This is a genomic window from uncultured Desulfosarcina sp., from assembly GCF_963664155.2.
Taxonomy (GTDB): Bacteria; Desulfobacterota; Desulfobacteria; order Desulfobacterales; family Desulfosarcinaceae; genus Desulfosarcina.
In genome coordinates this window covers 3,655,456-3,678,966 of record NZ_CAXXXH010000001.1, presented here as the reverse complement: position 1 = coordinate 3,678,966, position 23,511 = coordinate 3,655,456, and the positions used below count along the sequence as shown (strand labels likewise).

The window sequence follows — 23,511 nt, the reverse complement described above, 5'->3', positions numbered from 1 at the left end:
TCCGTAAAGGGGATGCTTGCCAGGAAGGGGGGCAAGCTTTAAACTGGCGATAGACTTTCCCAACTCCGCATGCCGCAGCTGGATACGCCGGTAACGTTCGACGGAAGATGGATCCGAAGAACCGCCATACGTCGAAAGCGGCTTTGTTTACTCAGGCAATAAAACTGTCAGCCATAAACTGGGTGTATTGGACAGATGCCTAACCCGGCCCGAAAAATACTCCGCCTCGTCCTGATCGTCCTGGCCGTATCCGCCATCACGTTCATGATGATGAACCTGCTTCCCGGCGACGTGGCCTACATCATCGGAGGGGAAGACGCGACACCGGCCGATATCGCGACCATTCGCCGTGATCTGGGCCTCGATCATAATATTTGGGTTCGTTACGGGATATGGTTGAACAATGTCGTCCAGGGCGATCTTGGCATATCTTATCTGACGCGCGAACCGGTGCTCGACACCATTCTCGCTCGCCTTCCAGTGACCCTGGAACTGCTGGTTTTCTCGCAGTGCATGGCCCTGCTGCTATCCCTGCCCGCAGGCATCGTCAGCGCCTACCGCAGAGGATCGACGGCCGACCGCCTGATCAGCGGGATCGGGTTCGCCACCTTGTCGATGCCCAGCTTTGTCATGGCCTTGCTCTTCATTTATCTGTTCGCCATCCAACTGCGCTGGCTGCCGGCAACAGGATATACTCCCTTTTTCGAAGCGCCCTGGACCAACCTGAGATCTTTCGTCCTGCCGTCGTTGAGTATCGCCTTGATCGAGTGGGTCGTGTTGATGCGGGTTCTGCGCAGCGACATGATCACTACGTTGCAGCAGAACTATATCCTCATGGCTCGGGCCAAGGGGTTCCCGCCGTGGCGGGTGCTTCTGCAGCACGCCCTGAAGCCGTCGTCGTTCACCCTGATTACCGTCCTCGGCATCCAGGTCGGCCGCCATCTGGGTGAGGCCGTCATCGTTGAGACCATTTTCGCCTTGCCCGGTATGGGTCAGCTGTTGGTCAATGCGATCTACGCACGAGACTACCAAGTGGTGCAGGGCTGCGTGTTGCTGATCACCGTGGGCTACGTGGTGATCAATACCGTGGTTGATCTGTTGTACGGCCTTCTCGACCCACGTATTCGCGCGGGAGGTGTTCATGGATAGGCATTCCAATTCCGTACGGCTGGGCGCCGCCTTCTGGATGCCCCTCGCCTGGATCGTGCTGGTGATCCTGGCGACCGCTACGGTGGGCTGGTGGGCCATCCCTGCGCCGGATCGCATGGACTGGGACCACCCCGGCGTCGGTCCCGGTACTGTCACTCGAAACGCTGTGCTCCAGGGAGAGGATGTTTCAGCCGCCCCGGTTTACACCTACCCCCTGGGCACCGACACCTTAGGGCGCGACATCCTGTCGCGGCTGATATACGGAGCCAGGGTTTCCTTGTTTGTCGGGCTGTTGGCACCGCTGATCGGCCTGCTGGTCGGTGGCCTGCTGGGGTGTCTGGCCGGCTTCTACCGGGGCCGGCTGGAGTCTTTTATCGTGGCCGGTATGGATATCATTCTGGCCTTTCCGGGGCTGGTGATCCTCTTGGCCGTGACCTTCTACCTGGGTGCCGGTCTATACAATCTAATCGGCTGCCTCGGCTTTCTCTCGATTCCGGTTTTCTGCCGGGTGGCCCGGGCCAAAACGCTGGCCCTGAGCGATCTGGAATTCATTCAAGCCGCCCGTCTCACCGGAGCCGGCGACCTGTCCATCCTAATGCGCGAGATCATGCCCAACGTGATCGTTCCTGTGGCGATCTATGGACTGTTGATGGTGGCTTTCATGATCATGGCAGAAGGTGCCCTGAGTTTTTTAGGATTGGGAATTCCCGCGCCTACCCCGAGTTGGGGCGGGATGATTGCCGACGGCCGCGAGGTTCTCGACGCAGCGCCCCACATCAGCATGATACCGGCCGCGGCAATGTTTCTGACGGTGGTTTCCTTCAATCTGATCGGCGATAGCCTGCGTACTTATTTCGAGCGTGGAACGAGTCAGATATGACCCTAAACGCCGCTAACCAGCCCCTTCTCAAGGTGGTGCACCTGGAGGCATTGCTGCCCACTGCCCGCGGCATGATTCGGGCGGTCGACCGGGTTTCCTTCGAACTACAGCCGGGTCGGACGCTTGGCATCGTCGGAGAATCCGGATGTGGCAAAAGCCTGTTGGCCAGGGCGATCATGGGGCTGCTGCCAACCGCAGCGAAGGTGTCGCCGACATCGGCGGTCGAGTTCGAAGGGCGTAATCTGATCGGAATGTCGGGAAGGCAGCTGCGGCGAATCGTCGGCAGGGAGATCGCAATGATTTTCCAGGATCCCATGACCACCCTCAACCCGGTGATGACGGTCGGCCGCCAGGTGGCCGAAGGGGTCCGCTACCATTTGAAATCGAGTCGCGAAGCGGCGACTCGACGCACCCGCGAACTGCTGGATCTGGTGGGGATCCCCATGGCGGCAAGGCGTGCCGGCCAATACCCCCACCAGCTGTCGGGCGGCCTGCGGCAGCGGGTGGCGATCGCCATTGCCCTGGCTTGCGAACCTAAATTGCTGATTGCCGACGAACCGACCACGGCGCTGGATGTGACGGTACAGGCCGCTATTCTCGATCTGTTGGCCAAGCTCCAACGGGAAAAACGCATGGCCATGATTCTGATCACCCACGACCTCGGCGTGGTGGCGGGTCGTACCAATGAGACCGCCGTCATGTACGCCGGCAGGATTGTCGAACATGCAACCACGCACGACCTGTTCAGCAGGCCGAGCATGCCTTACACCCGGGCGCTGATGGCAGCCATCCCCCGCTTGGCGGACCGCCCCCATCAGCCGCTGAAGGCCATCGACGGCCAGCCACCAGACATGGTCGATCTGCCGGCAGGGTGCCGCTTCGCACCGCGCTGCTGGAAGACTCAATCGCGCTGCACGCAACGCGAACCGACTTTGAAGACAATCGATGGCGGCGGCCATCGCCTGGCCTGCTGGTATCCATTGAATGATGATGAGCAGTGATGTGGTAAAAAAAGAAGCCCTAATCACCGTCAGGGACCTGGTCGTTGACTTTCGCATTGGTCGCCGTTCGACGATCCAGGCGGTATCCGGAATCAGCTTCCACATCGGTGTAGGCGAGACGCTGGGCCTGGTCGGCGAATCGGGTTGTGGAAAGTCCACCATCGCTCGATGCATCGTCGCCCTTCAACGGCCGACTGCCGGGCAGGTGATGTTCGACGGTCAGGATATATGGCAATTCAGCCACCGGCAGTTGAGAACGATACGGCCGCAACTGCAGATGATCTTTCAGGATGCGGTGGCATCACTGAACCCGGGGCGGCGGGTCGGCCGGACCATCGAAGAGCCGCTGCGCGTTTTCGGACGCGTCGACCGCGGCGAACGGACTCGCCGTGCGCATGCCATGATGGCGGCCGTCGGCCTCAACCCGGAGCGTATGGCCGACCGCTACCCCTTCGAATTTTCGGGCGGTCAGTGTCAGCGGGTCAGCCTGGCACGGGCCCTGATTCTGGAGCCCAGCCTACTGATTTGCGACGAACCGGTGTCCTCGCTGGACGTATCGGTGCAGGCACAAATCCTAAACCTGCTGAGGGAAATGAAACAGCGCTTTGGGCTGACCATGCTTTTCATTTCCCACGATCTGGCCGTGGTCAAGAATATCAGCGACCGCGTCGCCGTGATGTACCTGGGCAAGCTGTGCGAGATCGCCTCGGCGGAAAATCTGTATCGATCGCCGCGACATCCCTATACTGCGCTATTGTTGGCGTCCAATCCCGAACCAAAACCGGCGGCACAAGGATACCCGTCGGAGTACATCAACAATGTGATGCCGTCTCCAGCAGATCCGCCGCGCGGTTGCCGCTTCCATACTCGTTGTCCAAATGTCCAGAATATTTGCAGCAAAGTCGAGCCAAAGCTCACAGCTTTATACAATGAAGGACAGGTGGCCTGCCATTTTCCGTTAGAAAGACCTAATCCAACTTCTGTTCCATAGTTTATAAGCATCTCAAAAAGGTCGACGTAATATTTTGACACACTCATGATGAATAATGACATGAAATCATCTAAATGATGATTCGTATCGGACAATAACCTGTCAATTACAAAGTCTCGACTTGTCATCAAATAAATGGATAGAAAGGAACAGATAATGCCCACGTAAACCTTCGGATTTAATATCCAGATTAAAGTAAAATATTTCTCCGGTAGGTTTAGGAGATATTTGGCATTTTTCTGTGGGTGCTTCCTATAAATAACACTTCTTTCCTATTGTTTAAAGTAATTAAATATTTGTCATTTTTCAGCGATAAGACTCATATGAAGCGAAAATTAATAGAGGCTCAGATGCGGTGGAATGAAAATCGTATTCAACAAATTAGAAATGAAGTTATGAGGTTCCTGTTCATTGGATGGAATATTAATGTGAGGCATTAATAAAGACAAGGAGAATTAATTTGAAAATAAAATTTTTTGTAATAATTATTATTTTAATTGGTTGTTTAACAGCATTCGCTGAAGATACAGTCAACTTACCGGCTAACAGCAGAATTTTCTTTAGTGAGGAAGATTGCTTTGAGGTAATGAAATTGCATTACAATTGGAACATAGAATTTGTAAGCATTCACGGGGTACTTTGAGGATCCAACTGGTCTCGCAACCCCCCGAAATCAAAGCACAAAAAATAGATCATAACTAACCGAAATAATACAAAATAAATCTAGATTTTTCTTTTTGACTATGGTAGAGTGCTTTTCATGGCACTCAAAAGACCCTTTTCGGAACTCGATTGGCAACTGACACCAGAGCCGGTGCGACAGTATATCATGGCTCTGGAACGGATGCTTTTCGATATGGAACAGCGGATTGTAGCCCACGAAAAGCGGCTGGAGAAGCTTGAGGTTCGGTCCAGCAAAAATTCTCATAACTCCAGTAAGCCGCCGTCATCCGATCCGCCCTTTAGCAGGCAAAAGAGAAAACAGAAAAAGAGTACACGTGCAAAAGGCGGTCAGAAAGGCCACAAGCCGCATCAGCGGCAGATGCTGGATCCGACCGAGAGCCATTGGTTGATGCCGACGCGCTGCGCATGCGGGCATGCGCAGTTCGATCCGCAAAAGATGCAGCCGTTTTATGCGCATCAGCATATCGAGCTACCCGAAATCGAAATGCAAATCAGCCACTATATTCTCCAGCAATGTGACTGTCCCAACTGCGGCAGGACGGTCAAGGCCGCGCTACCTTCTGACGTATCCACCGGTTATGGGCCGCGCTTTACCGCGCTTATCGGAGAATTGAGTGGGATCAAGGCCATGAGCCGCAACGACGTCAAGCAGTTGTGTGAGTCGGTTCTGGGCATCGGGATTGCCACCGGAACCATCCAGAAGCTTGTCGACCGCACGTCAAATGCGCTATTGCCGGCCTACGAACGCATCGGCCGGGTCGCCCGACGCTTTTGGTGCAACTACATCGACGAAACTTCCTGGTTTAAGGAAAACGACCTGCACTGGTTGTGGGCCATGGCCAACGAACGGGTGGCGTTTTATCGCATCGACCCGCATCGCTCCAAGGAAGCTTTCGAAAAACTGGTCCGGGATTGGGACGGGATTCTGGTCAGCGATGGTTACGGCCTATATCGAAAATGGGTTAACCGCCAAACCTGCCTGGCCCATCTGATCCGCAAAGCCGATGCCCTGGCGGAACGAAAGAAAACCGATCTTTGCCGCTTCGGAGAAATCGTCGCCGCCTGGCTGAGGCAACTGGTATCGTTTGCCAAAGAACCTCCCGACCCGGAAATGTGGTCGGATTTTTATACGTTCTTTTTGTTTACCGTCTCCGTTTGGGAGAAGGACAAGACCGACGCCGGAAAACTCGCCCGGCAGATTGTTCGCGAAATGGACAGTCTGTGGACCTTTCTCGATCACCATGGCATTGAACCGACCAACAACCGTGCCGAACGGGCACTGCGCTTTGGGGTGCTATGGCGAAAGCGCAGCCTGGGCACCCAAAGCGAAAAGGGAAACCGGTGGGTCGAAAGGATATTATCCCTGAAAGAAACCTGCCGTCTAAATGCAAAACCGACGTTCCCGTTCCTCGTGGAATGTATTACTTCCTATTTTCGAAGGTCGACGCCCAATCTCTCCTGGATTTAATTCAAACTGGAATATCCCGTGAACGCGTACTAGAATTTACTGCACGTGTTCGTGAAATGGGGGAAAATGGAAAATTCATTAAATATCCTCACAATGTCCCGGCAGTGATAATAGAGAAAAAATGCTACAAGATGTTTAATTATTAAAAAATTTCAATATATAACAGCCAAACAAAGCAATACGAGATATTTTGAACCGATGCAGTCAGGTTCAACTAAACTTTCCCTTATCGAAGATTATTTATATATGTTATCGATTTGAATGTTGACGACTTCTTCAAGCCTTAGGGTTACACATTTTAAATGAAAACGATGGATCCACTATACAAAAAAGTTTGTTTCGATGCGTTATGTTAAACGTCGCCTTATCTTCGCTTACTTTTGAAAAAGGTTCAATCTGGAGTCCGGTATGAAAACCATAACATTTTTTGGCATCGTCTTCCTACTTTTCTTATATAGCTGCTCTGAGGACAGTGGGCATAATATTGCAAAAATAGAAGTTGATTTTGTCTGGGAACTCGAGGACCCCCAACGCTCTCCAGAAATACATCTAAGCAATATTCCAAACGAAACAAATTTTCTTGATTTTCAATTTTTTGATGCAACAAATGAATGGGAGCATGGTGGAGGAAGTGTTCTCTACAATGGATCAAGTATTATTCCTGCAGGTACATTATCTGAGTTTAAAGGTGTGTCATCGACTTGGGGAATTCCAAAAATAAGGCTAATTGTGAAGGCATTCAACAAAAATAATCAGCTTATTGGCAAAGGCGCTATCACCAAGAGACCACCAGAACTATAAGCATAGTTATTAATCTGTTAACTATCTAAAATTTATAATACCAGCAGATTTGTAGAATTTTTATTCATAGAGAGCGTTGCGAAGGTCTCGTGAATCATAAGTAATTTGAATTCATACCAAAATATTTAATGATCTATCAATCCTAATACGTTTTAATGAGAGTAGCTGCCGAATCACGCGCGTGTCAAATATTGGGATAGACGCGCCTCTGGCCAGAGGCAAAAATTTTAGTGACCAAGCACGCTCTATCTATCCCACAAAAGCGGCCCCAACCGAGATTTGGGTTTACTTGCCAGTATGTGGACTAAGATTTAAATTCAAGCACCCCCCATCTTGTGGTGAGCTATAATCAAAAGTTGTGTTTAGGAAAGTAGGTGGTGTATCCCCCGGTTGACTGTTTACGAGGCATTCAACCGGCCAACAATTGGAAAGGATACACACACCATGAGTAAAGATAACTTAATCAAGCTGAAAAAACCAGATGTCTTTGTGGATGACCCGATCACCGATATTTTGCGTCAGGGAGCCAGAAAGTTGTTAACCCAGGCGCTGGAGGCCGAGATCGAAATTTTTGTTCATCAATACAAAGACCTGGTTGACGAACTGGGCAGGCAACGGGTTGTTCGAAACGGCTATTTGCCAAAACGGGAGATTCAAACCGGGATCGGCCCGGTTCCGGTTAAAGCCCCACGGGTTCGGGATCGATCGGGTCAGTCCTCAGACAGGGTTTATTTCAACTCGTCCATCTTGCCGCCCTATCTTCGTAAAACGAAAAGCCTTGAGCAACTGATTCCCTGGCTTTACCTGAAAGGGATTTCCACGGGTGATTTTACCGAAGCACTGGCAGCTTTGGTTGGAAAAGGTGCCCCAGGGTTGTCCGCGCCGACCATCAGCCGTTTGAAAACGGGCTGGGAGAAGGATTTCCAGGATTGGCAAAAGCGCAACTTGTCAGGCAAGGATTACGTTTACTTTTGGGTCGATGGTATCCACTGCAACGTACGCATGGATGACAAACAGTGCCTACTGGTTATTATCGGTGCCACCCGTGACGGCAAAAAAGAACTGGTGGCCATCGATGGAGGTTTCCGGGAAAGTGAACTGTCGTGGACACAGCTATTAATGGATATCAAATCCAGAGGGCTTGAGATCGGCCCTAAGCTATGTGTAGGCGATGGTGCCCTTGGCTTCTGGAAAGCCATTTCCCAAGTATATCCTGACAGCCGCTGGCAGCGATGCTGGGTTCACAAGACGGCCAATGTTCTCAACAAAATACCAAAGAGCATCCAGCCCAAGGCCAAAGAGAAACTTCATGAGATCTGGCATGCTGACACCAAAGATGACGCCGAACGTCACTTTGACAACTTTGTTCAGGTATACGAGGCGAAGTATCCGAAAGCCGTACAGTGTTTAAGAAAGGACCGGGAGGCCCTGTTAACCTTTTATGAATTTCCTGCCGAGCATTGGCGGCACATTCGAACGACCAACCCCATCGAATCGACGTTCGCAACTGTCCGATTAAGAACGGCAAAGGTCAGGGGATGCTTTTCTGCCACCACTGTCACCACGATGGCGTTTAAGCTTTGTCAATGTGCAGAGGGAAGATGGATAAAGCTGCACCATCCTGAACGTTTGGCAGAAGTAATAAAAGGAGTCAGATTTGTGAATGGAATAGAAGAGAATCGGATCGCCGCCTAATTTTTCCATACACAACTATTGACCATAACTCTCTTGTGGTTGTTCGGAATTCTGGGTTCGCAGTAATTACACAACAGGAAATGAATATATCTGAAAAATCGGTGATGTGGTGATTTATCGCAATTTAGCAGTACTTCGAAGCAAACAGAAAAAGCCTCCAAGATACTATTTGGAGGCTTTTTAATCTTTAATGAATGGGTCTATAGGTCAGCGTTCCAACTCCGTCTCTAAATAGTCCTCCACACGCATGTGCTGGGTCTGCCAGACGTTGTTTTCATTCATGAAGGTTTCCATGTTGCGACATCCCAGATGGGCTATCATTTCGATGTCCCCCTGGGCCTTTTCCGTGTTGGCCATCTTGGCGTGCAGGGCAGCCCGGCTGTAATAGGCGGCGCCGTATTCCGGATCCAGTTCGGTGGCCCGGTTAAAATCTGCCAGGGCGGTGTGGTTGTCCCCCCGCTTCTCACTGACCAGCCCCCGCAGGTGATAAGCGCGGGCATAGTCGGGATTGATCGTTATGGCGCGGTCAAAATCACTCTGGGCCCGATCGAGCATGTCCGTCTTGAGGAAGGCCGCCCCGCGGCTGACGATCGCCAGCGTATAGGAAGGGTCCGCTTCGATGGCACGGGTCAACAGGTCGATACTCTTGTCAAAGCGGGAAAGGGCAAATTCGCCCATACCCGCTGCAAAAAAATCTTTGGCATTTTTGTTTTCCATGGTTGAAAGTTTCTCCTTTATACAATCATCACTCACGTGATGGGGCTGTTTAAGCAGCGACGCCACCGGATAGGGAAGAAGCGGCGAGAAAAACAGTCAGGGCGTCTTCCCCTCCGATCCGGCTCAGCAATGGATTCACCCATCCGCTGCAATCTTGAATACACTTATCCTTTAAAAAAGATAAGGCGGCACAACCTATTTTCAATACTCGGTGGGCGACAACGGGGTAGGCAATTGATAGAAAACAGGCAGGTGGTTATTCCCGTGAATGGTACCCATCCACGGGAATAGCCGATTATCGAAACCGACGGCCAATAGGCTCAACGGCTGCAGTGCCTCATTTTAAAAGGGCCAGAACCCGCTGTCGTTCCAGATCCGTTCTTTGAGTTCCGCATCGATGGCGGCAAGAAACTCGAGGTGTTCCTTTTCCCAATCGGCCAGCCATCGGTAGAGTTTTTTCTCTTCCGGGTCGTGCGCTTCATTTCCCCGTTTGGCATACAGGGAGATGGCGCGTTCTTCCATGAGCATGGCCGCCGAGATAGCCGCGGCTTCGAAATCTGCGGCGGCAATGCGCGCCTTGACCTCCGGCGTCAATACATTCTGTGAGATGGTACCCTTTTCCGAGGTATCCGGGGCTTTGAATTTGCCGGTCTCCTCAAAGGCCTTGAACTGATCGGAAAGAATCTTGACGTGCCGAACCTCCTCTTCGGCCATGGTTTCAAAAAACGCCTTCACATCATTGTTAGTGGACTGATTTGCCGCCGTCCGATAAAAGGCTTTCCCCCTTTTTTCCAGCAGGATCGCATGCTTAAGAATATCCAGCGTACTGTTTTCCGTCATCCGTTTCTCCTTGTGGGTTTAAATGAGAAGCCTACCATTGACGAATTTGCAGTGTTATACGAGTTTACCACCGTTGGCTGGCAGGCAAGATTATCGACAGTCCTTGCTTTTTTAGGAGCCCCAAAATCATCTTGACAGATTTTCGGAGACCCGTGTACACTTCACCTGCAAGTGGATACCATCGTCGCCGGATTCGTCGTCCACGAAAAAGATCGTAAGCCCTTATTCTTCTCGAATCAGACCTTTATCGAAAATAAGTAATACCATGCCGAAAAGCAAGCGACTGAGCGCCAACATGGAAGATTATTTGGAGACCATATACCATATTGTCTCCGAAAAAAAGGCCGCTCGGGCAAAGGACATCGCCGTTCGCATGGCGGTCAACAGCGCATCGGTCACCGGAGCCCTGCGGCTGCTGGCGGAAAAAGGCCACATCAATTACGCCCCTTACGACGTGATCACCCTGACCCCCGGCGGTGAAATCCTGGCCCGGGACATTGTACGCCGGCATGAAATCCTCAAGGATTTTTTCACCAAAGTGCTGGATGTGGATGAACCGGAAGCGGAGGACAACGCCTGCAAGATGGAACATGCCGTTTCGCCGGTTATTATCGACCGATTGGTGCGTTTTGTGGAATTTATCCAGATATGCCCCCGGGGAGGGGAGGAGTGGATCGGGGGGTTCCGCCAGTTCTGCGAAAAGGACGATGCCCTCTCCGGGTGCGAAAACGCCATTACCAAGTGCCTCGACGATCTAAAAAGACGCCAAAAGCATTTTCAAGAGACTCGGCGGGAGACGATCACCCTGGAAAGCCTCGAGTCCGGTCAGGTCGCCCGGCTGATCCGCGTCAAAGGCAAAGGCACCATCGTGGACAAGTTGAAGGAACTGGACATCACCCCGGGCAGCATCATCGAACTGGAGGATGTGAAAACATCCGAAGACAGGATCGGCATCAAGGTTCGCGGCTACCACCTGTCCCTTCGCAAAGACGACTTCTCAAAGATCGAACTGGAAGTGATTCCACCGACATAGCCCGTTTATATTACCACTCGCTGTGCAGTTGCCGTTCCACGTCCGGCCATCGGGCCTTGAGATTGGAAATGGCATCCATCGCAATATCCATATGGATGCTCATGTGATTCTTGTAGATTTCCTCGTGCAGTTTTTTATCCTTGATGCCGCGCCGCTGTAGAGGCATGTCTGAAACCAGCATGATCGAACCGATGGGCACTTCATACCGGTAGGCTACGGAAAAAAGCGTGGCCAGTTCCATCTCGATAGCCAATATCCGCTGGCAACGCAGGTGATCCACGAAATCTTCGTCGAACTCCCACAACCGGCGGTCCGTGGTGTAGACGATGCCGCAGCGGGGAGTGATCTTGCGGGCCTTGACGGCACCGATGCACAACAGGTTCACTGACATGGCCGGCAGCGCCGGGAATTCCATGGGCAGGTAATGGCGGCTGGTCCCCTCGCCCCGGATGGCGGCCGTCGGTACCACGAAATCGCCCACCTCCAGGATGTCGTCGATGCCGCCGCACATCCCGAGCATGACGACCGACTTCAGGTTGTCCAGGTAGGCCAGGCCGTTGATTACCAAGGCTGCCTGGGGCGAACCGATGCCGAAATCGATCATGGTGCAGTCCAACTCCGGTGCATTGACGATCCGGAAATTGCCCTCATGGATTTCGCAGCCGGTTTGTTCGGAAAAAGCCTTGATGTACTGGCGAAAGTTGGTGATCAGCACGTGGCTGCAAAAATCCTCCAGCTTGCAGTTGGTGTAGCGCTCCAGTGTCTGCCTGATGTATTCGTGCTCTTTAAGCCCCATAGTCTCCTGATGTCCTTCCCTGAATGGCGCCTTGCGGCCGAAGCCGGTATTCTGGTTCGGTTCGAATCCTCGAATTTCTGCGAACACCGGCTAATGAATAGATCCGTTCGACAATCAATTGTCAAGAATTAGATTGACCGGCCAAACGCCTGCCGGGCCAATGACCGGTTGCGCGGGCGGAAGGTGCCGTCCACTTTTTCTTTGCGCATCACCTGCTGGAACAGAGTTGACATTTTCATACCCTGGGACTCGGTCCGGTAGAAGGTATCCCACGCATGGGTCAACAGTTCCTGAAGCCGCTCGGCACTCATGTGTTTGGGCTGAAAAACCACCTTGTCCGCCGTGTATTCGTTCCAGTCAAAAGAAAGGATCCGGTTCTTCCGCTTCAGGTCCTCGTAGGCGCTGGTGTGGGGAAAGGGCGTGAGGACCGTAAACTCGGCCAGGTCCAGTTCAATTTCCATGAGAAAGTCGATCAGCCTGAGGATGCCGTCTTCGGTATGGTTGTCCAGTCCCAGCAGAATGGTGCCCTCCACGCCGACGCCGTGGTCATGGTAACGCTTGATCCGCTCCCGGATCTTGTCCGAGGTGTCGAACACCGCCTGGTAGACGTACCAGGCGCCGGCCTGGGCTGCCAGATCCAGTACCTTGGGGTCGTCCTCGATGGGATGGCAGCACCATTTTTTTTTCAACGGGATCATCTCCCTGAACAGGTCCATCTCCCAGCGGGTGTCCTGGGCCAGGGAGTTGTCCACGATAAAGAGGCGGTTGTTGTCTATGCCCGCCATCTCGGCCACCGCCTTGTCGATGGGGCGGGGCCGGAATTGCCGCCCCCCCAGATACGCCACACAGCACGGGTAGCAGTTGTACCGGCATCCCCGGGACGCATGCACCAGATCGACCATCTGGATGCCGCGGTAGTTGTACAGCCCCCTTTTCAGGATGTCCCGCCGGGCCGGCCCCACCAGCTCTACCGGGGGCGGCTCGGTCAGGTAGTCGTATCTCTTTTTCAGACGGCCGGCCTTCAGGTCGGCGAGCACCTGTTCCATGCGCCCTTCAGCCTCGCCCAGGAACACGGCATCGGCGTGATTCAGGGTCTCTTCGGCGTGAAGCATGGTGGCGATGCCGCCGAATATCACCGGCACCCCTTTGGCCCGATAGAGATCGGCGATTGCCCATCCCCGCTTCACCTGGGCGGTAAGCATCATGGAAATACCCACCACGTCGGCCGGTGCGTCGAGATCCAGGGATTCAAGATTTTCGTCGACGAATTCCACCTCCACATCAGGGGGCAGGGTGGCGGCAAAGACCACCGGGCCGTGGGGGGGCAGGTGGAACTCGGTCTGGCGCATCAGTTTGGGCCAGCGGGGATAAATCAATTTGAATTTCATTAACCGATTACCTTTGTATGGAAACGCGGCTCATTGCAGACGGACCGCCTCCACCAGTGTCATGGAAAGCCGGTAGGCATGGCGACCGCCGGCTTCGAGGGTCAACCGATGAGAAATACCGTTGAGATCCGGCGGGTCAGCGGTGACGGACCGCAACAGGTAACCGGATGGATCATACTGGTGCATCCGCCAGCCGCCATCCGGTCGCTCGACCAGGTCAACGGTGTGCTGTCGGGCCACCTGGTATCGGCAGCCACCGGTTCCATCCGCAAATTTTCCAGCGGCCTGCATTTTCCCTTCTGGCGCAAGAAAGATGAGCCGGATATCTCTCGTCACCCCTTGGGCGAATTCTGAATTGTCAAAGGGTCCGAAGGCTCGTTTCACCGTCACCTCGCCATGATCCGCCGCTTCGAAAAGCACAAATCCCTCCAGGGTCATCAGCACGCAATGAATCGATCTATCCGCCGATGACAAAACGATCACCCCGGTCAAGACCGTCACACGGCCGCCGTAGAGGCGGGCAGTGATGGTGTGCACCAGCTGCCAGCGCCCCTGGAGAAAATGGGATTGGCAATCCGATTCGATCCGGGATCGACGTTCGCCATCCATCGGTTGAACATTCGGGAGGTGGGCGCACGCACTCAGCAGCAGCAGGAACACCAGTAGGAATCGTTTCATTGCGCTTCCTGAAAGAGTCGATCATCGATGACAGGATTGACTTGAGTGTTGCTGAAAACCATGCGGGTAAAGGCTTCCTCGCTTTCAAAAATCACCACCTCTTCGATCACCCCCGGCCGGTCAGACATGAGCAATTCGATACGCTGAATGAACCGGGCCATGCCCGCGTCTTTTGGCACCATCTGGATTTTTTTCGCCCCGTCGAGGCTGGCGTCAAACAAGGGATTGTCTTCAAAACGCCCCCCCAACCAGCCGCTGATTTCCGGCATCACGAATTGCATGGCCTGCATGTGGACGCTGGCGTCTTCCACCAGTCCCTGATCGGACTGGACAAAGCGTCTGGCTGTGCCGTCGTGCAGGAGCAGAATGTTTTTCACCGGGGAAATATATTCCCAGCGCAGCGAGTCGGGACGCCGGTACCAAAGCCGGCCGTTGGATACCAGCGGTGCGGCCAGAATCGGCAGGTGCTTCTCCTGGACGAAGTCGGCGCTGATGCTGTTTACACCGGTGGCGGCATCCCGGATGCTGTCCCAGGTCTCCGCCCAGCCCAGGCACAAGCCGGCGGCCATCACCAAGGCAACCCAGAGGAACCGTCCGGCAAAGCGCTTCACCCGCGACGGGTAGGGATTATCAAATGCTCGCTTATTGATAATATTTATTCGTTTCAATCTTTATATCCCGGTTAAACGCCATCTTTCAGACGGTTTCGTAAAATTTCCGACATCAAGGCTTGTGGGCATCGGGGAACGAGGCGTCATGCAAACATTGGACGCTACACGGAATCGATAATGGACAGCGGGCGTTCAGAAACGGTAGCTTGTGGTTCAGGCCAAGGCCGCAGCCAAATTGAAATTGACGGCGTAGCCGTAGGAGCGACAGCGAGCGTAGCAGCGCTACGTCGAGGATTTCAATTTGGCGAGAACGCCGGCCTGGGCCGCAAGATGCCGCTTCTGGACGCCCGCTTAACACATGCCGCCATTCACGCCGATAGTCTGCCCGCTGATATAAGATGCATCGTCTGAGCAGAGAAACCTCACCACCCGGGCCACTTCTTCGGGCCTTCCCACCCGGGCCATGGGAATCATGGCCTTGACGTTGGTCAGCGGCAGATCCTTGATCATGTCTGTCTGAATCAGTCCCGGGGCCACCACGTTCACCCGGATGCCCAATCGGGCGACCTCGGCGGCCAGGCTGCGGCTGGCGCCGATAAGGCCCGCTTTGGCCGCACTGTAGTTCGTCTGCCCCCGGTTGCCCACCAGCCCGGACACCGAGGCGATGGAAACCACACAGCCCCTGCGCTGACGGATCATTTTTTCGATGACCGGACGGGTGACATGGTAAAAGCCGTCCAGCGTCGTGTCCACCACCTTTTTCCAGTTGTCCCGGGACATCATCAAAAACAGTCCGTCGGCAGTGACACCTGCATTGTTCACCAAAACGTCCAGAGCGTCTACATCGGTCAGCAGGCTGTCGATGGCCTGCTGGGAGTCTTGCGCATCCCGCACATCGAATCCCAGGACCCGGCCGCCGCCCCCCTGATCGTTGACCTGTTTGAGGGTTTCAAGAGCGCCCTTTTCGTCGGACCGGTAGTTGACCGCCACATCATATCCACACCGGCCCAGTTCCACACAAATCGCCCGGCCGATGCCTTTGGAGCCGCCGGTCACCAGGGCCACGGGTCGTTCTCGACCAACTGTCATGTTCCCTCCCTATCAGCCATCGGCAATGAGCTGTCAGCCACTCTCCGCCTCCACCACCTGAAGAATCACCTCGGCGGCCGGCCTGCCGTTGATGGATGCAGTCCCCGTAATTTCACGGAGATTGTCAAACACAAAGGCATTTCTGGCCGTCGTCGTGACCGGGTCACCCAGGGCAATGGCATCCACATGGAACACCGCTTTTTTTACGCCCACCAGCCACCCCCGGGTTTCGGAACCGTCGCCCCGCGTTTTCAACCGTTTCAGGCCATTGTGGACGCCGGCGGTCTGCGCCACCAGCTCCACCAGAATCAGCGGACTGATGCCCCCTGCTGTGAACAGCGGCCAGTCTCTCCGGGCAACGGACAAGGTGGTCGCCTGCTCGTCGTTCAACGCGAGGATCCGGTCCACCAGCAGCATCCGGCCGCGATGGGGCAGCAGGGTTTCGGCAGTTAGCGGGTCTGGCTCCCGAGCGGCAGGTGACATGGGTTATAAAAAGGCTTGAAAAGGCTATTGATCAACATTAGTATACCGGTTTTCACAAAAGCTGGATACTACACGAATCGAGCAGGCCTGTAAAGGAAATGCCCCATGGATGACCCAAGGATTGAATTGATCAATGAACTCCGGGAAAAGATCGTCGAAGCCCTGAATCTTCAGGACGTCGCCCCGGGAGAGATCGATCCGGACGAGCAACTGGTGGGTGGCCGGTTGGGCATCGACTCCATCGACGTCCTCGAGATGGTAATGCTGGTGGAAAAGGATTACGGGTTGACCATCGACAACCGGGAACTGGGTGCCCGGGTCTTCGCTTCTGTCCGGGCGCTCGCCGGATTCATCAGCGACCCGTCCTTGCCCACAACGGATTGACGCCACCCCCCTCGATGTCGTCGATCGCTTGACATTAACGCAATGAACATCCTTCTGGTCTCCGCAAACACCCTGAAAGCACCCTATCCGGTTTATCCCATCGGGCTGGATCACGTGGCCGCATCCATCCATGCCAGGCACCGCGTAAGGATCGAAGACCTCAACGTGCTCGAGGATATCGGTGGACTTGCCGACAGTATTCGTGAATTCGAACCGGATCTGATCGGCATCTCCTTGCGCAATATCGACAACACCGACACCACGGATCCCGTCGGGTTTATCGGTGGCTACCGAACGGTGATGGAGGCCGTCCGGCAAGTTTCAGGCGCGCCGGTGGTGCTCGGGGGAAGCGGGTTCACCCTGTTTCCCCGCCGGGTGCTGGCGGAACTGGGGGCGGATTTTGGCATCGTCGGCGAGGGAGAACGATTGAACGGGTTGATCGATGCACTGGAAGCCGAACGGAATCCAAGCGGCCTGCCCGGCATCATCCTGCCCGACACGGAAGAGATCCCTTTCCCGGCACCCTGGGCCGGTGAATGCAAACCGCGCCCGGCCGATCAGGGGACGCATCTATCCTGGTACCTGAAGCACAGCGCCATGTTGAACCTGCAGACCAAGCGGGGATGCCCGTTTCGGTGCATCTACTGCACCTACCCGCTGATCGAAGGACGCAACCTGCGTCTGGTGGCTCCCGGCGACGCGGCGGCGACGGCCCTGGCGCTGGAAGCCGCCGGCGCCCGTTATCTGTATATTACGGATTCCTCGTTCAATGCCGACATCGGCCATTCCCTGGAAGTGGCCCGGGCGTTCAAAAAAGCCGGGCTGACCATTCCCTGGGGGGCATTCTTCACCCCCTTGACCCTGCCGGACGGATATTTTGAAACGCTGGCCGAAGCGGGTTTGAAGCATGTGGAATTCGGCACGGATTCCCTGTCCGATGCGGTACTCCGGTCCTACGGAAAACCCTTCACGGTCGAGCAGGTAGTGGCCGCCCACGAGGCGGCGCTGGCTGCCGGCCGCCACGTGGCCCATTACTTTCTGCTGGGGGGACCCGGAGAAACCTTGCAGACCCTGGACGAGACCCTGGCCCATACCGACAAGCTTCGCAAAACCGTTCTGTTTCTTTTCTGCGGTATGCGGATTTATCCCCATACCGCTCTGTTTCATCAGTGTGCAAAAAAAGGGCATCTCGCACCGGAGACGGATCTGCTTGAACCGGTTTTTTACCACGGCGGGACAATTGATGATAGGGTGATCCGGCGCAGAGTCGTTGAAAAGGCCGCCGGCCGCGTCAACTGGGTGATCGGCGCAGGCGGCGAAGCGACCGCCGCCACCCTCGACCGCATGTATGAAAAAGGCTTTTCAGGCCCCTTGTGGGAGTATCTGATCCGCTGAGCCGATGCCGGCCGGCGGAACTGCCCGACAGGATGCCACTGGCAGATGGGTCATGGAACCGTAAAAATTAGATTTACGAAACCGTCAAAAGCAGGTTAGAAAAACCAATGACATTGTGGTATGAATGGTCGTTTGACAATCAGGAGGCGGATGGTGAAGTTAAGGCCCATATCCGTGTACCTGCGGATTCGCCCTGGTTCGACGGTCATTTTCCCGATGCGCCGGTGCTCCCCGGAGTTGCCCAGCTGGGCATGGTCCACGACCTGCTGTGCCGGATATACAATCAAGGGTTGCCGGTCAGGCAGGTCAGCAGGGTGCGCTTCAAGCAGATGATCCATCCCGATCAGGCCCTGACCCTGACGGTAAAGGCCGGCGATGCCGACGCCAGCCACAGCTTCCGCATCGCCGGAGATGAGGGACTGATCTGCAGCGGCCTGATCCGGCTGGGAACAGAGAAACAAGGAGACCGATGAACATGGCAGTTGAAACGGATAAAATCATCCTTCGCATCGCGGAGATCATGATCAACGAACTCAAGCTGGAGGATGTCACCCCCGAGACATTCGACGCGGACATCGACCTGGTGGACGAGGTGGGCATCGACAGCATGGACCTGGCCACCGTGGCCCTGGTGCTGCGGGATGAATACGCGGTGCGGATCGATGAAGACGATTACCCCAAACTCACGACCGTGCGGCTGATCGGGGAATATATTCGGAAAAAGCTGGCTGCGTAACGATTATGACTCTGCCCATGGATGTGAAACCACCCCCTCAACCAGACCCGGAAATTCAAACCTGGAAATTTTCGGATCTGATCGCCGATCCCGAGGTCAGGGATCGCTGGGAGAAGGTACGCAAGTATTTTTTCCTGCGCGAATCGACTTTCGACATGACCCGGCGATGCAACATCCGCTGCAATGGCTGCTATTATTTCGAGGGGGAAAAACAGAACACCCGGGACAATACCAATCCGGACGACTGGCGGCAGCTGATGCGCGCGGAGAAGGCGCGGGGCATCACCTTCGTGGTGCTGGCCGGCGCCGAACCCTCACTGGTACCGGACCTGTGCCGGGTCTGCTACGAGGAAATTCCTTTGGGATGCATCGCCACCAACGGCCTCAGGCGCATTCCGGATTCCGTGGGTTACCGTATTCACATTTCCGTGTGGGGCAACGACGACACCAGCCTGCAGACCCGCAATGCCGAACATATGCTGACCCGCCAGCTGGAAAACTACGCCGGCGATCCTCGGGCGGCCTTCGTCTACACCTTTACCCGGCACAACATCGACCAGGCCGGAAAGGTGGTCCGGATGCTGGCCGACCAGGGAGCCACGGTCACCTTCAACATGTTCAGCGCGCCGGTGGGTTACACCGGCGATCTTCGCCACACGCCGTTGAGTTTGGCCGACACCCGGCACGCCATGATCGAGCTGCTGGAAAAATATCCGGATACGGTCCTGTTTTCCTGGTACAGCGCCATGGCCCACACCCACGAAAAGGGCCTCCACGACCTGTTCGGCTGTTCCTATCCCCGACAGAACCCCACGACGGATGTGGGCCTGGGCCGATCCTTTCGCCAGTACCGCACGGACCTGACCTGGGACCGCGATGCGGCCTGCTGCGTGCCGGACACGGACTGCCCGGACTGCCGGCACTACGCGGCGGCCAGCGCCGTGGTCACGGCCCGTCTGTTCCGCCACGCCGTCGATCCCAAGACCTTTCGATCCTGGCTGGACTTTGTGGATACCTATCTGGCCGTGTGGGTGAGAGGCTATGTAAAGGGAAAGAACCTGTGCAACGAAACCGTTCCCCCGCCCGGTGTGGAACTGGCAGCCAATTGAAGGACCTTTTTTTATGAAAACCGTCAGCTCACTGCTGGACGCCCATTGGTACGCCCGGTATAAACGCATATCCAAGCTCAACATCCGCAGCTCGATCTACGATGTGACCAACCGCTGCAACCTGCGCTGCAAAGGATGCTTCTTCTTCTCCTCCGGCGAACACGAGGCGGCCAAAGAGGAAATGGACCTCACCCGCTGGGAAGCCTTTGTAGACAAGGAGATGGCCCGCGGCGTGAACCTGGCCATCCTCATCGGCGGCGAACCCACCCTGTGCATGGACCGCGTGGAGGCATTTTACCAGCGCCTGCCCACCTTCTGCGCCACCAACGGCATCATCAAGGTGCCCCGGGACCGCTTCCCCGACATGATGCTGGGCATCAGCCTGTGGGGGGACGAAGCGGATGAGAAGGTGCTGCGCGGAAAGGACGTCTTTTCCATCTCCAGCAAAAACTACGCGGGCGACCCGCACACCTACTACCTGTACACCATCACCCCCAAGCAGCTGGGAAAGACCGAGCGGATCATCAAAAAAATCCGCGATGCGGGCCTCAAGGTCCACATGCAGCTGCTCTCCAACGACGAGGGGGTGGACGGATTCCACTGGCAGACCGAGGAACTGGCGCAGATCCGCTGCGAAATGGACGAGGCGCTGGACCGCTATCCGGATACGGTCATCTCCTCGACGTACTATCACGAAATCATCACCACGGGGAAGATGATGGGGCGGCCCTTCGGCTGGATGGAGTGCCCATCGGTGACGGACCCGCTGGACAAGCGCGAGCCCAAGCCCCGACGGCTGACCAATTTCATCCGCTGGGCGTCGGACCTGAATACCATGCATCGCTGCTGCACCTCGGAAACGCGGGACTGCAGCACATGCAAGGACGGCGCGGCCCACATGAGCTGGGTGATGGTCAACAAGCGAGCCCATATGCAGAGCACCCGGGATCTGCAGAACTGGATCGAAATCTATGAGATGTTCGCCAAGCTCTACCAGTTCATCCCCTGGTAATTGACCCCTGCGGAACCGCCTCGTTTCATGAGGTCCTGGATATTATCAATTATGCCTGACGATCCCATGGTCATTCTCGGTTATGATGCGGTCTCGCCCCTAGGGATCGATCTTGGCGATCAGTGGCAAAAAGCCCTGTCCGGCGCCAGCGGCATCGGTCCATTGACCCGGTTCGACCTGACCACCGATTTTCCCGTGCGCATCGCCGGCCAGGCACCGGATATCGATCACCTCCCCTACGATTTTTTAAAACCCCGTGAGCAGGCCCGCTGGCCTTCCCCCATTTTCAAATACGCCCTGCTGACCGTCTCCCGTGCCCTGGAAAAAAGTGGAATCGAAATCACGCCGGATCTTGCCCCGCGAACGGCCGTCACTTTCAGCAGCGCTATCGGCGGCCTCGATGCCGTGCTCGGCGCGGATCGCAACCTCATGAACCGGGGCAAGCTGCCGCCGCCCTTCATCAACCCCAATGCCTGCATCAACATGGTGGGGGGCAAGGTCTCCATGCACACCGGTGCCACGGGCCCCATCAGCGCCACCATCACCGCCTGCGCCACCGGCCTAACCTCCGTGATCGTGGGCGCCATGCTGATCAACGACGGGCGGGCGGACGCAGCCATCTGCGGGGCGGTGGATTTCCCTTTGACCGAGCCCATCGTGGCCGGCTTCGGCACGATGGGCGGTGCATTCATGCCCAAGGAGGGCGACCCCGAAGAACGGCCTGAAAAGGCCAGCCGTCCCTTCTCGTTGAACCGCCGGGGATTCGTGGTCGCCGAGGGGGCCGGCTGCATCATCATCGCCAAACGCTCCTTCGCCGAGGCCCACGGCCTGGGTGTGGTAGCGGAAATCGCCGGCTGGGCCATGACTTCGGACGCCTTCCACCATGTGGCCCCGAACCTGGAAACCGTCCGCCGCTGCATTGCCCAAAGCATCGAATACGCCGGCATTACGCCGGACCGGATCAGTGCCGTCAATGCCCATGCCGCTTCCACACGCGCGGGCGACCAGGTGGAGGCCGACGCCCTGCGGCAGGTATTCGGCAGCCGCATGCCGCCGGTCACGGCCAACAAATCCATGATCGGCCATGCCATGGGCGCCGCCAGCGCCATCGAATCGATACTGGCCATCGAGGGAATGCGGACGCGCATGCTGCCCCCCACCATCAATTATATGGCGGACCCAGCCATAAATATGGATAGCGTGGTCGAGACCCGGCGGCAGGCGGATCAGGAATACGTGCTGAAAAACGCATTCGGGTTTGGCGGGTGCAATGCATGTATGGTATTCAAGCGGAGTGAACGCCAATGAAACCACCCTTGAACCGACGGGTATTCGTGGTGGGCTACGACGCCGCCACCTGCCTGGGCAACACCTTTGACACCACCTGGCATCGGGCCGTTCGCGGGGAGGCCGGTTTTCGCCGGATCACCCGCTGCGAGACCCGTTCGCGCAGCAACGTGGTGGGAGAAATCCCGGACTGGAACCCCCGGGATCTGCCCTTCATCGACAAGAACGACCGCCGCAACTGGAACGCGGATTATGTGCTGCTGACCATGGTGCTGTGCAAACGGGCGCTTGACCATGCCGGCCTGGAAATCGATGATCGGACAGGTCCGAAGACCGCCTGCCTGATGGGCTCGGCGTTGAACGGCACCGATGCCTATCGCATTGCCATGGACAACTACACCAAACACGGCCCGACCAAAGTCAGTCCCTACCTCTTGCCCAACCTGTGCGCCAATCTGCCCGCGGGCAAGGCCGGCATGATGCTGGGATTTACCGGCCCCATCTTTTCGCCCCAGGGAGCCTGCGCCTCGGGCAACCACGCCATCGGCATCGGCGCCCGCATGATCCGCGACGGCGAGTGCGACGTTGTCCTGGCCGGCGGGGTGGAGACCTGCCTGACCCCCGAGATCATTCAGGGCTTTGCCAACATGTGGGCCACCATCAAGGTGGGGCCCACCGACCGGGCCTTTGACGACCCCACCCAGGCATCGCGACCCTTTTCCCTCGACCGCCGGGGCATTGTACTGGGCGAGGGAGGCGGCGTGCTGGTACTGGCCGCCGAAGAAACGTTGAAAAAATACAACCTCACCCCCAGGGCCGAAGTGCTGGGGGTCGGCTGGACATCGGACGCCCACCATTTCACCCTGCCCAACCAGGCGACCATCGTGCGGGCCATCGCCCAGGCTATCGACGATGCCGGGATATGTCCCGCGCACATCGGCTATGTCAACGCCCACGGCACCTCCACCCAGAAAGGCGATGCCGTGGAAATCCAGAGTCTGCGTGAGGTCTTCGGCAGTGCGCTGGCGGCCATTCCGGTGTCGTCCAACAAATCCCAGATCGGCCATACTCTGGGTGCCGCCGCGGCCATCGAGGCGGCCCTGGCCATCGAGGGCATGCACCAGGGTATTGTCCTGCCCACGGTCAACCATCTCCCCGACCCCGCGTTTGCCGACGTGGACGTGGTGCCCAATGCAGCCCGACGGCATTCCTACGACACCTTCCTGTCCAACGCCTTCGGCTTCGGCGGAACCAACTGCTGCGTGGTCTTTCGGGGGGTGTGAA

General features: G+C 56.0%; 24 protein-coding genes. 16 read left to right on the top strand and 8 right to left on the bottom strand.

The annotated features are described in order from the left end of the window. Positions 1–195: 195 nt before the first annotated feature. The 7 genes from ACHZBS_RS16745 to ACHZBS_RS16715 all read left to right on the top strand — a co-directional run bounded on the left by ACHZBS_RS16745 (position 196) and on the right by ACHZBS_RS16715 (position 8,669). The gene (locus ACHZBS_RS16745) at positions 196–1,149 is read left to right on the top strand and encodes an ABC transporter permease (protein WP_319407664.1); all 954 of its coding nucleotides are present in this window, start codon (positions 196–198) and stop codon (positions 1,147–1,149) included. Next, positions 1,142–2,029 (top strand): ABC transporter permease, encoded by an 888-nt coding sequence (locus tag ACHZBS_RS16740; RefSeq protein WP_319407663.1) that lies wholly within the window; start codon positions 1,142–1,144, stop codon positions 2,027–2,029. Before ACHZBS_RS16745 ends, ACHZBS_RS16740 begins: the two co-directional genes overlap by 8 nt. Next, entirely contained in the window at positions 2,026–3,030 is a 1,005-nt protein-coding gene (locus tag ACHZBS_RS16735) for an ABC transporter ATP-binding protein (protein ID WP_319407662.1), read from the top strand. Before ACHZBS_RS16740 ends, ACHZBS_RS16735 begins: the two co-directional genes overlap by 4 nt. Further along, on the top strand, positions 3,014–4,021 hold the full coding sequence (locus ACHZBS_RS16730; RefSeq protein ID WP_319407661.1) for an oligopeptide/dipeptide ABC transporter ATP-binding protein: 1,008 nt from the start codon (positions 3,014–3,016) through the stop codon (positions 4,019–4,021). Before ACHZBS_RS16735 ends, ACHZBS_RS16730 begins: the two co-directional genes overlap by 17 nt. A 760-nt stretch (positions 4,022–4,781) precedes the next feature. After that, positions 4,782–6,173 carry an IS66 family transposase gene (gene tnpC, locus ACHZBS_RS16725; protein ID WP_319404498.1) on the top strand — a complete coding sequence of 464 codons (1,392 nt, stop codon included), beginning with the start codon at positions 4,782–4,784 and terminating at the stop codon, positions 6,171–6,173. A 408-nt stretch (positions 6,174–6,581) separates the two neighbouring features. Then, on the top strand, positions 6,582–6,974 hold the full coding sequence (locus tag ACHZBS_RS16720) for a hypothetical protein (RefSeq protein ID WP_319407660.1): 393 nt from the start codon (positions 6,582–6,584) through the stop codon (positions 6,972–6,974). Positions 6,975–7,418: 444 nt separating this feature from the next. Then, entirely contained in the window at positions 7,419–8,669 is a 1,251-nt protein-coding gene (locus tag ACHZBS_RS16715; RefSeq protein ID WP_319407407.1) for an IS256 family transposase, read from the top strand. Between the two features lie 207 nt (positions 8,670–8,876). Here the strand turns inward: ACHZBS_RS16715 and ACHZBS_RS16710 are convergent, their stop codons facing one another. After that, on the bottom strand, positions 8,877–9,386 hold the full coding sequence (locus ACHZBS_RS16710) for a tetratricopeptide repeat protein (protein ID WP_319407659.1): 510 nt from the start codon (positions 9,384–9,386) through the stop codon (positions 8,877–8,879). A gap of 342 nt (positions 9,387–9,728) precedes the next feature. After that, entirely contained in the window at positions 9,729–10,226 is a 498-nt protein-coding gene (locus ACHZBS_RS16705) for a ferritin family protein (RefSeq protein ID WP_319407658.1), read from the bottom strand. Between the two features lie 265 nt (positions 10,227–10,491). Between ACHZBS_RS16705 and ACHZBS_RS16700 the strand changes: the two genes are divergently transcribed. Next, complete coding sequence (locus ACHZBS_RS16700) at positions 10,492–11,259, top strand: metal-dependent transcriptional regulator (protein ID WP_319407657.1); 768 nt, start codon at positions 10,492–10,494, stop codon at positions 11,257–11,259. A gap of 10 nt (positions 11,260–11,269) precedes the next feature. On the opposite strand, the gene ACHZBS_RS16695 is transcribed toward ACHZBS_RS16700, so the two are convergent. From ACHZBS_RS16695 to ACHZBS_RS16670, 6 genes are all read right to left on the bottom strand, one after another. Further along, positions 11,270–12,142: an AMP nucleosidase gene (locus tag ACHZBS_RS16695; RefSeq protein WP_319407656.1), complete on the bottom strand. Its 873-nt coding sequence runs from the start codon at positions 12,140–12,142 to the stop codon at positions 11,270–11,272. Positions 12,143–12,183: 41 nt separating this feature from the next. After that, positions 12,184–13,443, bottom strand: a complete 1,260-nt coding sequence (locus tag ACHZBS_RS16690; RefSeq protein WP_319407655.1) for a radical SAM protein — start codon at positions 13,441–13,443, stop codon at positions 12,184–12,186. Between the two features lie 30 nt (positions 13,444–13,473). After that, positions 13,474–14,121, bottom strand: coding sequence for a hypothetical protein (locus ACHZBS_RS16685; protein WP_319407654.1), 648 nt, complete (start codon positions 14,119–14,121; stop codon positions 13,474–13,476). Further along, positions 14,118–14,789 (bottom strand): outer membrane lipoprotein carrier protein LolA, encoded by a 672-nt coding sequence (locus tag ACHZBS_RS16680; protein ID WP_319407653.1) that lies wholly within the window; start codon positions 14,787–14,789, stop codon positions 14,118–14,120. Before ACHZBS_RS16680 ends, ACHZBS_RS16685 begins: the two co-directional genes overlap by 4 nt. A 294-nt stretch (positions 14,790–15,083) precedes the next feature. Next, positions 15,084–15,821: a 3-oxoacyl-ACP reductase FabG gene (gene fabG, locus ACHZBS_RS16675; RefSeq protein ID WP_319407652.1), complete on the bottom strand. Its 738-nt coding sequence runs from the start codon at positions 15,819–15,821 to the stop codon at positions 15,084–15,086. Between the two features lie 33 nt (positions 15,822–15,854). Next, positions 15,855–16,304: a hypothetical protein gene (locus ACHZBS_RS16670; protein ID WP_319407651.1), complete on the bottom strand. Its 450-nt coding sequence runs from the start codon at positions 16,302–16,304 to the stop codon at positions 15,855–15,857. 105 nt (positions 16,305–16,409) lie between these two features. Between ACHZBS_RS16670 and ACHZBS_RS16665 the strand changes: the two genes are divergently transcribed. From ACHZBS_RS16665 to ACHZBS_RS16630, 8 genes are all read left to right on the top strand, one after another. Then, the gene (locus ACHZBS_RS16665; protein ID WP_319407650.1) at positions 16,410–16,688 is read left to right on the top strand and encodes a phosphopantetheine-binding protein; all 279 of its coding nucleotides are present in this window, start codon (positions 16,410–16,412) and stop codon (positions 16,686–16,688) included. Positions 16,689–16,730: 42 nt separating this feature from the next. After that, positions 16,731–18,083, top strand: a complete 1,353-nt coding sequence (locus ACHZBS_RS16660; protein WP_319407649.1) for a lipid biosynthesis B12-binding/radical SAM protein — start codon at positions 16,731–16,733, stop codon at positions 18,081–18,083. 107 nt (positions 18,084–18,190) lie between these two features. Then, positions 18,191–18,556, top strand: a complete 366-nt coding sequence (locus tag ACHZBS_RS16655; RefSeq protein WP_319407648.1) for a hypothetical protein — start codon at positions 18,191–18,193, stop codon at positions 18,554–18,556. Between the two features lie 2 nt (positions 18,557–18,558). Beyond that, complete coding sequence (locus ACHZBS_RS16650; RefSeq protein ID WP_319407647.1) at positions 18,559–18,819, top strand: phosphopantetheine-binding protein; 261 nt, start codon at positions 18,559–18,561, stop codon at positions 18,817–18,819. A 17-nt stretch (positions 18,820–18,836) separates the two neighbouring features. Further along, positions 18,837–19,928: a radical SAM protein gene (locus tag ACHZBS_RS16645; protein ID WP_319407646.1), complete on the top strand. Its 1,092-nt coding sequence runs from the start codon at positions 18,837–18,839 to the stop codon at positions 19,926–19,928. A 13-nt stretch (positions 19,929–19,941) separates the two neighbouring features. Further along, on the top strand, positions 19,942–20,940 hold the full coding sequence (locus ACHZBS_RS16640; protein ID WP_319407645.1) for a radical SAM protein: 999 nt from the start codon (positions 19,942–19,944) through the stop codon (positions 20,938–20,940). Positions 20,941–20,991: 51 nt separating this feature from the next. Further along, positions 20,992–22,248 carry a beta-ketoacyl-[acyl-carrier-protein] synthase family protein gene (locus tag ACHZBS_RS16635; RefSeq protein ID WP_319407644.1) on the top strand — a complete coding sequence of 419 codons (1,257 nt, stop codon included), beginning with the start codon at positions 20,992–20,994 and terminating at the stop codon, positions 22,246–22,248. Further along, the gene (locus tag ACHZBS_RS16630) at positions 22,245–23,510 is read left to right on the top strand and encodes a beta-ketoacyl-[acyl-carrier-protein] synthase family protein (protein WP_319407643.1); all 1,266 of its coding nucleotides are present in this window, start codon (positions 22,245–22,247) and stop codon (positions 23,508–23,510) included. The genes ACHZBS_RS16635 and ACHZBS_RS16630 overlap by 4 nt, the downstream gene beginning before the upstream one ends. The last annotated feature ends 1 nt before the right edge of the window (position 23,511 follow it).

Excerpts from the sequence above, each read along its gene's own strand:
- ACHZBS_RS16745 (WP_319407664.1), top strand. The coding sequence starts at position 196 with ATGCCTAACCCGGCCCGAAAAATACTCCGCCTCGTCCTGATCGTCCTG.
- ACHZBS_RS16740 (WP_319407663.1), top strand. The coding sequence starts at position 1,142 with ATGGATAGGCATTCCAATTCCGTACGGCTGGGCGCCGCCTTCTGGATG.
- ACHZBS_RS16735 (WP_319407662.1), top strand. The coding sequence starts at position 2,026 with ATGACCCTAAACGCCGCTAACCAGCCCCTTCTCAAGGTGGTGCACCTG.
- ACHZBS_RS16730 (WP_319407661.1), top strand. The coding sequence starts at position 3,014 with ATGATGATGAGCAGTGATGTGGTAAAAAAAGAAGCCCTAATCACCGTC.
- tnpC (WP_319404498.1), top strand. The coding sequence starts at position 4,782 with ATGGCACTCAAAAGACCCTTTTCGGAACTCGATTGGCAACTGACACCA.
- ACHZBS_RS16720 (WP_319407660.1), top strand. The coding sequence starts at position 6,582 with ATGAAAACCATAACATTTTTTGGCATCGTCTTCCTACTTTTCTTATAT.
- ACHZBS_RS16715 (WP_319407407.1), top strand. The coding sequence starts at position 7,419 with ATGAGTAAAGATAACTTAATCAAGCTGAAAAAACCAGATGTCTTTGTG.
- ACHZBS_RS16710 (WP_319407659.1), bottom strand. The coding sequence starts at position 9,386 with ATGGAAAACAAAAATGCCAAAGATTTTTTTGCAGCGGGTATGGGCGAA.
- ACHZBS_RS16705 (WP_319407658.1), bottom strand. The coding sequence starts at position 10,226 with ATGACGGAAAACAGTACGCTGGATATTCTTAAGCATGCGATCCTGCTG.
- ACHZBS_RS16700 (WP_319407657.1), top strand. The coding sequence starts at position 10,492 with ATGCCGAAAAGCAAGCGACTGAGCGCCAACATGGAAGATTATTTGGAG.
- ACHZBS_RS16690 (WP_319407655.1), bottom strand. The coding sequence starts at position 13,443 with ATGAAATTCAAATTGATTTATCCCCGCTGGCCCAAACTGATGCGCCAG.
- ACHZBS_RS16685 (WP_319407654.1), bottom strand. The coding sequence starts at position 14,121 with ATGAAACGATTCCTACTGGTGTTCCTGCTGCTGCTGAGTGCGTGCGCC.
- fabG (WP_319407652.1), bottom strand. The coding sequence starts at position 15,821 with ATGACAGTTGGTCGAGAACGACCCGTGGCCCTGGTGACCGGCGGCTCC.
- ACHZBS_RS16670 (WP_319407651.1), bottom strand. The coding sequence starts at position 16,304 with ATGTCACCTGCCGCTCGGGAGCCAGACCCGCTAACTGCCGAAACCCTG.
- ACHZBS_RS16665 (WP_319407650.1), top strand. The coding sequence starts at position 16,410 with ATGGATGACCCAAGGATTGAATTGATCAATGAACTCCGGGAAAAGATC.
- ACHZBS_RS16660 (WP_319407649.1), top strand. The coding sequence starts at position 16,731 with ATGAACATCCTTCTGGTCTCCGCAAACACCCTGAAAGCACCCTATCCG.
- ACHZBS_RS16655 (WP_319407648.1), top strand. The coding sequence starts at position 18,191 with ATGACATTGTGGTATGAATGGTCGTTTGACAATCAGGAGGCGGATGGT.
- ACHZBS_RS16650 (WP_319407647.1), top strand. The coding sequence starts at position 18,559 with ATGGCAGTTGAAACGGATAAAATCATCCTTCGCATCGCGGAGATCATG.
- ACHZBS_RS16645 (WP_319407646.1), top strand. The coding sequence starts at position 18,837 with ATGGATGTGAAACCACCCCCTCAACCAGACCCGGAAATTCAAACCTGG.
- ACHZBS_RS16640 (WP_319407645.1), top strand. The coding sequence starts at position 19,942 with ATGAAAACCGTCAGCTCACTGCTGGACGCCCATTGGTACGCCCGGTAT.
- ACHZBS_RS16635 (WP_319407644.1), top strand. The coding sequence starts at position 20,992 with ATGCCTGACGATCCCATGGTCATTCTCGGTTATGATGCGGTCTCGCCC.
- ACHZBS_RS16630 (WP_319407643.1), top strand. The coding sequence starts at position 22,245 with ATGAAACCACCCTTGAACCGACGGGTATTCGTGGTGGGCTACGACGCC.